Consider the following 7,348-nt stretch of genomic DNA (forward strand, 5'->3'; position numbering starts at 1 on the left):
CATGTGCAGCAGAAGGGCTCGCTGGTCGATGCCGACAAGACCCGCTTCGACTTCGCCCACGACGCGCCGATGAGCGACGACGAGATCGCCCGGGTCGAGCGCCTGGCGAACGAGGAAATTCTGGCCAACGCCGCAACGCAAGCCCGCGTGATGCCCATCGACGAGGCCAAGGGCCTGGGCGCGATGATGCTGTTCGGCGAGAAGTACGGCGACACCGTGCGGGTGCTCGACATCGGCACGTCGCGCGAGCTGTGTGGCGGCACCCATGTGGCGCGCACCGGCGACATCGGGCTGTTCAAAATAGTGTTCGAAGGCGGCGTGGCCGCGGGTATCCGCCGCGTGGAGGCCATCACCGGCCTGAACGCGCTGGCCTTCGTACAGAAACAGAACGCGCTGGTCGCGCGGCTTTCGCGCACGCTGAAGGCGCCGGCGGAGGAGTCTGCGGCCAAGGTCGAGCAACTGCTGGAGCAGCAGCGCCAGCTCGAAAAGGATCTGGCCCAGCTCAAGGCGCAGCAGGCGGCAGCGCAGGGCGACGCGCTGCTCGGTCAGGCCATCGACATAGGTGGCACGGCCGTGCTGCTGGCCCGCATGGACGGGCTGGACGCCAAGGGCTTGCGCGAAGCGGTGGACCGCATCAAGTCCAAACTCAAGACCGGCGTGGTGCTCTTGGCCAGCGCCGAGGGCGACAAGGTGCAGCTCGCGGCCGGGGTGAGCGCCGACCGCGTGGGTCAGATCAAGGCGGGCGACCTGGTCAGCACCGCGGCGCAGGCCGTGGGCGGCAAGGGCGGCGGTCGGCCGGATTTCGCCATGGCCGGCGGTACTCAGCCCGAGCAGATCGATGCCGCGCTGGCTCAGGCCCGTGGCCTGCTGCAACAGCGCCTGGGCGCCTGATCGCACGGAGTGCCGATGGATCTGCAGGGCAAACACATCGTTCTCGCCGTCACCGGCGGAGTCGCGGCCTACAAGGCGGCCGAGCTGACGCGGCTGCTGGTCAGGGAGGGGGCGACGGTGCAGGTCGTGCTGACGGCCGCGGGTGCGCGCTTTGTCGGCGCCGCGACCTTCCAGGCGCTTACCGGCCGCTCGGTGTTCGATGATCTGTGGGATACCCGCGTGGGCAATGGCATGGCCCATATCGAGCTGACGCGCGCCGCCGATTTGGTGGTCGTCGCGCCAGCCACGGCGAATGTGCTCGCGCAGGCGGCGGGCGGCCTGTCGGATGATCTGCTCTCCACCCTGCTGCTGGCGTCCAACAAACCCGTGCTGTTCGCCCCGGCGATGAACCGCGAGATGTGGGGCCACCCGGCCACACAGCGCAACGTGGCCCGGCTGCGCGAAGACGGCGCGCTGATCAGCGGCCCGGCCGCGGGCGAGCAGGCCTGCGGCGAGATCGGCGAGGGCCGCATGGTCGAACCCGAAGATTTGTTGCAAGACATCGTCGCCGCGTTTCAACCCAAGTTGTTCAAAGGTCGTACCGTGCTGGTCACCGCCGGGCCGACCTTCGAGGCCATCGATCCGGTGCGCGGCCTGACCAACCGCTCCAGCGGCAAGATGGGCTACGCCGTGGCCCGCGCGGCGCGTGAGGCCGGGGCGCGCGTGGTGCTGGTCAGCGGCCCGACCGCGCTGCCCGCGCCGCATGGCGTACAGCGGGTGGACGTGAGCAGCGCGCAGGAGATGTTCGACGCGGTGATGGCGCAGATCGGCGCCGCGCAGGTGTTCGTCGCCACCGCGGCCGTGGCCGACTGGCGGCCGGCGCAGGTTCATGCGCAGAAACAGAAAAAGCAGGAAGGCGAGGGCGCGCCGACCATCGCCCTGCAGGCCAACCCGGACATCCTCGCCACGGTGGCCGCTCTGCCGCAGCCGCCGTTCTGCGTGGGCTTTGCCGCCGAGAGCGAAAAACTGGCGGAACATGCCGCAGCCAAGCGGCTGCGCAAGAATGTGCCGCTGCTGGTGGGCAACCTCGGGCCGGAAACCTTCGGCCGCGACGACAACCGGCTGGAACTTTTCGATGCCGCCGGTCATCACCCTCTGGGCAGCGGCGACAAACTCGTGCTGGCACGCAAGCTCATCACCGAGATCGCGGCCCGGCTGGAACGTGCTGGCTTCTGAGCGGTCTGCGCCGTCGCCCTCGATTCAATCGCTTCATCCATCAAGGAATCCTCTTGTCTCAGCCCCGCATCGCCGTCCGCCTTCTCGATGATCGTCTGCGCGAGCAGCTTCCCGCCTACGCCAGCCCGGGCAGTGCAGGCATGGATCTGCGCGCCTGCATCGACGCCCCGCTGACCCTGCAACCAGGACAGGCTGAGCTCATTCCCACCGGCCTGGCCATGCATCTGGGCGATCCGGCGCTGTGCGCCATGCTGCTGCCGCGCTCCGGCCTGGGGCACAAGCACGGGTTGGTGCTGGGCAATCTGGTCGGGCTGATCGATTCCGACTACCAAGGCCCGCTGATGGTGAGCTGCTGGAACCGCGGCAGCGCGGCCTACACCGTGCAACCGATGGAGCGGATTGCGCAGATGGTCATCGTGCCGGTGGTTCAGGCGCAGTGGGAGGTGGTCGACCAGTTCGACACCACCGAGCGCGGAGCCGGGGGCTTTGGCTCCACCGGCGCGCACTGATCCGCACGATAAACACAGGGGCTGTCACATGGCACGTCGGTGGGCCAAGCTGCTGGTGCGCAAGTTCGAGGCGATGCAAAGCAGCCCGTGGTTGCGCCCTTTCGCCAAATACATTGCGCACCCGGCGCTGTGGAGTCTGAACCGCCGCAGTGTGGCGCTGGCGGTGGCGGCGGGCATGATCGGCGGTTTGATTCCCGGCCCGTTCCAGATGCTCACTGCGGGCATCCTGGCCGTGCTGGTGCGATGCAACTTTCCCATCGCCCTGGTGGTGACGCTCTACAGCAATCCGCTCACCATCGTGCCGCTCTATCTCGTGGCCTACAAGCTCGGTGTGCTGGTCAGCCCCGCGCAGGCCGCGCAAACGCTCACCGCGCCGCCGGGGTTCGACTGGCTGCATCTCTGGGATTCGACCGTCGGTCTGGCGCACTGGGCCTGGGATCTGGGGACGCCGCTGTTTGTCGGCGTCCCCCTGCTGGCGCTCATTCTGGCCGTTGCCGGCTATTTCATCACCCTGCTGGGCTGGAGCCTGCATCTGCGCCTGGAATGGCGCTCGCGCAAACAGGCGCGCCTGGCGCGCGAAGCGGCCAGCGCGCAGCAGAGAAACCGAGAATGAATTGAACCCGGATGGTCCAGTAGGCAGGGTTTACTTCTCGCCGGGGAGAAACAGCCCTGCATCAGCTGAATCGAGCAGGGCGCTTTCGGCCTCGATTTCGTCGGGATCGGCTTCGCGCACGTCGAGCACGGTGTACTCGATCCGCAGCGCCAGACCGGCCAGCGGATGGTTGCCGTCGAGCAAAACCTTGTCGTCGTGAATTTCGGTCACGGTGTAGAAGGCATCGGCATCGCCCGGCGAGCAGCCCTCGGGCAGTTGCTCGAACATCATGCCCTCTTCGAGTTCGGCGGGAAACAGCTTGCGGTCTTCGACCAGCAGCAGGTCGGCGTCGTAGTCGCCGAACGCATCTTCCGGCTGAAGGTAGATGTCGCCCTTGTCGCCCACACCCTTGCCCAGCATCTGCTCGGCCATGCGCGGCAGCAAATCGTCGCCGCCGACATAGAAGTCGTCGCCTTCGGCGTTTTCGTCGATCAACTCGCCTTGCGAGTCCGTCATGCGCCAGGACAGGGTGGCGACAAGGCCTTGGGTGATTTTCATGGTTATGCTCGCAGGAGTTTGAGTATGGAAACGGGGAACGACCAAAAGTTCGCCCGCATTGGAACATGACAAAGATGTCAACTGCGACGCTTCATTGGGGGGCCTGCACCGAAGCCCGCTTTCTGCGCGAAATCTGGCAGCGCAAACCGCTGCTGCTGCGTCAGGCCTTTCCGGGCTTCAAGCCCCTGCTCAGCCGGGCGCAACTGTTTGCTCTGGCCGGGCATGACGATGTCGAATCGCGCCTGCTGCAGCGCGAGGGCCGTCGCTGGCAGCTCGATCACGGGCCTTTTGCGCGCAGGCAGCTTCCGCCCGTCGAGCAGCGCAACTGGACGCTGCTGGTTCAGGGGGTGAACCTGCACGTCGATGCCGCAGGCGATTTGCTGCGGCAATTCCGCTTCATTCCCAACGCGCGGCTCGACGATCTGATGATTTCGTGGGCCAGCGAGGGCGGCGGCGTTGGGCCGCACCAAGATGCTTACGACGTGTTCCTGCTGCAAGCCGCCGGGCGGCGGCGCTGGCGCATCGGCCCGGTGGAAGACGCCACGCTGCAACCCGGCAAACCGGTCAAGCTGCTGGCGAAATTCACGCCCGAGGAAGACCTCATTCTGGAGCCCGGCGACATGCTCTATCTGCCCCCCGGCTGGGGCCACGACGGCATCGCGGCCAGCGGCGATTGCATGACTTACTCGGTGGGTTTTCGCGCGCCGCCGCAGGGCGAGTTGCTCAAGGAAGTGTTGTGGCAACTGGCGGAAGCGCAGCAAGGCGGCGCGATCTACCGCGATCCGCCGCTGCGCCCGGGGGCGTCTCCTGCGCGGCTGCCCGAGGCCATGGTGAAGTTTGCCCGCGAGGCTTTCAGCCGCCTCAAACCCGATGCCGCGATGTTCGAGAACGTGCTCGGTCTCTACCTCACCACCCCCAAACCCCAGGTCTGGTTCGAAAGCGTCGAAACCCCTGCCGCAACCTTGCGCCGCGCCTGTCGGCAGACGGGTTGCCGGCTCGATCGCCGCAGCAAAATGCTCTATACCGCGCAGGCGCTGTTCCTCAATGGAGAGGCGGTGGATGCCGCATTGGCGTCCTCCGCGTTGCTGCGCCAACTAGCCGATCAGCAAAACCTGAGCGCCGCGCAGGTTCAGACGGCCAGTGCTGCGGAGCTTGCCGCCTTGGCCGACTGGTGCGCCATCGGCTGGTTGCAGCCGGGCAATGAGCGTTGACCCAGATTGTCCATTAGGCGGGGCTACGCCCCCGCGCTTCGCGCCCATAGCTTCGGCTATGGGCTTGTCGCGCAGAGCCAAATCCCTCCCCAACCCGCCTCGCCATCATCCCGTGTCCTAATGAACAATCTGGGCTCAGCCGAGAGTTCGCGCTACTAGCAAACCCAGGTGACATCCAGATGACACAGCCCGGCCAAGACCTGCCCTTCGAGACGCGCACTCAAGCCCATGCGGCCCTCGGCGCGCTTGTGGCGGATCAAGGAGCGAGTCTTTACTGTTTCAGCGCCGACTATCGTGCCTGGCCGTTGAATCAGCCCGCGTTCATCGAGCAACTGGAGCAATGGGCGTTGCGCGATGCCAGGCGCCTCGATGCCGTGCGGTTTCTGGCGCTCGACTGGAGCCAGGTGAGAGAACGTTTTCCGCGTTTCGCCGCATTCCGCCGCGACTTGGCTCACCTGGTGAGTTGTCGCCAGATTGCCGAGACGGGCGCTCGCGGACTGGTCGAAATGGCAGGATCGCCTCGTTGCGCCGTCTATGCGCATACCGCGACATGGATGTCGGGCGAGAGCGTCCAGACGGCTGCGCGTGTGCACGACTTGCGTATGCGATTCAATGAGGTCTGGGAGCAGGCCACCCCGGCATTTCCTGCGGTGATTCTGGGTTTGTGACAAATTCGCAACACGGCAATTTGGAACCGTAAAATTGCAACACGGGGATAACCCGAAGTCCCACTATACTTATGCGCTGAACTTGATATGCAAACCGGTTCTGGTTGCGATTGGGTTCAATCAGGACGGTAAAGAATTTTTTCGGGCTAAACCCCATTTTGACTGACGCTTAGAGGAAAGTAATGAAAAAGTCCCTTCTGCTGGCATCCATGATCGCCGCTCTCGCTTTGGCCGCTTGCGGTAAAAAAGAAGAAGCCGCTCCGGCTGCTTCCGCCCCCGCTGCTGCTTCGGCTCCCGCTGCTGCCTCGGCTCCGGCTTCGGCGCCTGCTGCAGCTTCGGCTCCCGCTGCTGCCTCGGCCCCGGCCGAAGCCGCTTCGGGCGCCAGCGCTGCCAAGTAATTTCTTTGCAGACGCAAAAAAGCCGGCGCAAGCCGGCTTTTTTGTTGTCTGAATTTTTTGTCGACCATAGCCCTCTAATGGCCATGGTCTCGGGTGACTTACGACTTACTGAATCTGCTGTTGCAGGATTTGCAGGATCTTGCGTGCGTCGTCGGTCTGCAGCGGCTTGCCATCGGGCGTCTGCACGGTCACCACGGTTTGCGTCCCGGCGTTTTGCAGGGCAATACGGTAGTCGGCCGGCTTGGGCTCGCTTTCCTTTTTGCCGAACAGCTTGCCGAAGAATCCCGTACTGTCCTGAGAGGCCTTGAGCGCAGCTTCAGCACTGATGTAGCGCACATCGAAGCGGCCTTCTGCGCGGTTGCGTTCGATCACGGTGAAGCCTGCGGTATTGATCGCCAGGCTGACCTTGCGCCAAGCGGTCTCGAACCCGTCCTGCAATTGCAGCGCCAGGCCGTTGTCCACGAGTTTTGAGGCAACGGGTTGGGCCAGTTGCACCGGATTTTCGATGCGCTGTTTCGCCGCCTCGTCACTCAGGCCCAGGGTGACCATGAGCTTGCGTAAAAAGATGGTGTTCAGCCCCGGATCGGGCGTGGCGGGCTCCCAGGCCGTGGTCGATTTGTCGTTGGAGTTGTAGACCTCTTTCATCGTCTGGTGAGTGATGTAGATCTGCGTGCCCTTGCCGTCGGGTGTGCGCTCGAACACGGTGCGGAAGCGGTCGCGTTTGCCGGTGTCGTACAGGCTGTCGAACACTTTGCCGAGATATTTTCGGATGAAGTCCTGCGGCAGTTTGGCGCGGTTTTCCGCCCAGTCGGTCTCCATCACGCCGGTAGTCGCATCGGACTGGGTGAGATAGAAGCCGTTTTCCTGCCAGAAACCTTTGACTTTTTCCCAGAGTTGGTCGGGGCTGGAGTCGACCACCAGCCAGCGTTGACCGCCCGCCTGGTCGATGCGTATGCCAGGGTATTGCGGCAGAACAGCGTTGGTCTTGGCGACTTGCTCGGCGGATTGCACCCCCTTGTCGTAGGCGAGCGCGCTCACCGGGGCATTGGGGCTGCCCGGAACGACGTATTGCTCTTGTCGCGCCAGTTGGGTGAGGTCGGGCGGCACTTCGAGCGGGTTACCTTGTTTGGCGCTTTCGTAGTCCACTCCCTTGCCCTGAACAACGGTGTTCAGGGATGAGCAGCCGCTGAGGAGGGTACCGGCGCTCAGGGCAATGGCCAAGGCGCTCAACCGCCAGTGATTGGATAGGTTCATACGCAAGAAGGTCTCGGAGATGCGAAGGAGTGAATGGGGAAAATCAGTGAAC

The 7,348-nt window shown here is 64.5% G+C and carries 9 protein-coding genes; 6 read left to right on the plus strand and 3 right to left on the minus strand.

The window, feature by feature from the left end; genetic code table 11:
- The 4 genes from AC2VLV_RS06395 to AC2VLV_RS06410 all read left to right on the plus strand — a co-directional run.
- Window positions 1-891: DHHA1 domain-containing protein (locus tag AC2VLV_RS06395; protein ID WP_486989175.1), on the plus strand; the 891-nt coding region annotated here is incomplete at its 5' end.
- A gap of 15 nt (window positions 892-906) precedes the next feature.
- On the plus strand, window positions 907-2,106 hold the full coding sequence (gene coaBC / locus AC2VLV_RS06400) for a bifunctional phosphopantothenoylcysteine decarboxylase/phosphopantothenate--cysteine ligase CoaBC (protein WP_486989176.1): 1,200 nt from the start codon (window positions 907-909) through the stop codon (window positions 2,104-2,106).
- Between the two features lie 53 nt (window positions 2,107-2,159).
- On the plus strand, window positions 2,160-2,615 hold the full coding sequence (dut, locus tag AC2VLV_RS06405) for a dUTP diphosphatase (RefSeq protein ID WP_486989177.1): 456 nt from the start codon (window positions 2,160-2,162) through the stop codon (window positions 2,613-2,615).
- 28 nt (window positions 2,616-2,643) lie between these two features.
- Window positions 2,644-3,228 (plus strand): DUF2062 domain-containing protein, encoded by a 585-nt coding sequence (locus AC2VLV_RS06410; RefSeq protein ID WP_486989178.1) that lies wholly within the window; start codon window positions 2,644-2,646, stop codon window positions 3,226-3,228.
- Window positions 3,229-3,258: 30 nt separating this feature from the next.
- On the opposite strand, the gene AC2VLV_RS06415 is transcribed toward AC2VLV_RS06410, so the two are convergent.
- A complete protein-coding gene (locus AC2VLV_RS06415; RefSeq protein WP_486989179.1) occupies window positions 3,259-3,765 on the minus strand; it encodes an FKBP-type peptidyl-prolyl cis-trans isomerase in 507 nt (168 codons plus the stop codon).
- Between the two features lie 74 nt (window positions 3,766-3,839).
- Between AC2VLV_RS06415 and AC2VLV_RS06420 the strand changes: the two genes are divergently transcribed.
- Window positions 3,840-4,976, plus strand: a complete 1,137-nt coding sequence (locus AC2VLV_RS06420) for a JmjC domain-containing protein (RefSeq protein WP_486989180.1) — start codon at window positions 3,840-3,842, stop codon at window positions 4,974-4,976.
- 179 nt (window positions 4,977-5,155) lie between these two features.
- On the plus strand, window positions 5,156-5,644 hold the full coding sequence (locus AC2VLV_RS06425; RefSeq protein WP_486989181.1) for a DUF7931 domain-containing protein: 489 nt from the start codon (window positions 5,156-5,158) through the stop codon (window positions 5,642-5,644).
- 169 nt (window positions 5,645-5,813) lie between these two features.
- Here the strand turns inward: AC2VLV_RS06425 and AC2VLV_RS06430 are convergent, their stop codons facing one another.
- Together AC2VLV_RS06430 and bamC are read right to left on the minus strand one after the other, a co-directional pair.
- Window positions 5,814-6,110 carry a hypothetical protein gene (locus AC2VLV_RS06430; RefSeq protein ID WP_486989182.1) on the minus strand — a complete coding sequence of 99 codons (297 nt, stop codon included), beginning with the start codon at window positions 6,108-6,110 and terminating at the stop codon, window positions 5,814-5,816.
- 37 nt (window positions 6,111-6,147) lie between these two features.
- On the minus strand, window positions 6,148-7,296 hold the full coding sequence (gene bamC / locus AC2VLV_RS06435) for an NlpB/DapX family lipoprotein (protein WP_486989183.1): 1,149 nt from the start codon (window positions 7,294-7,296) through the stop codon (window positions 6,148-6,150).
- Window positions 7,297-7,348 lie beyond the last annotated feature (52 nt).

It is taken from the genome of Thiomonas sp. TH-17 (assembly GCF_057473305.1).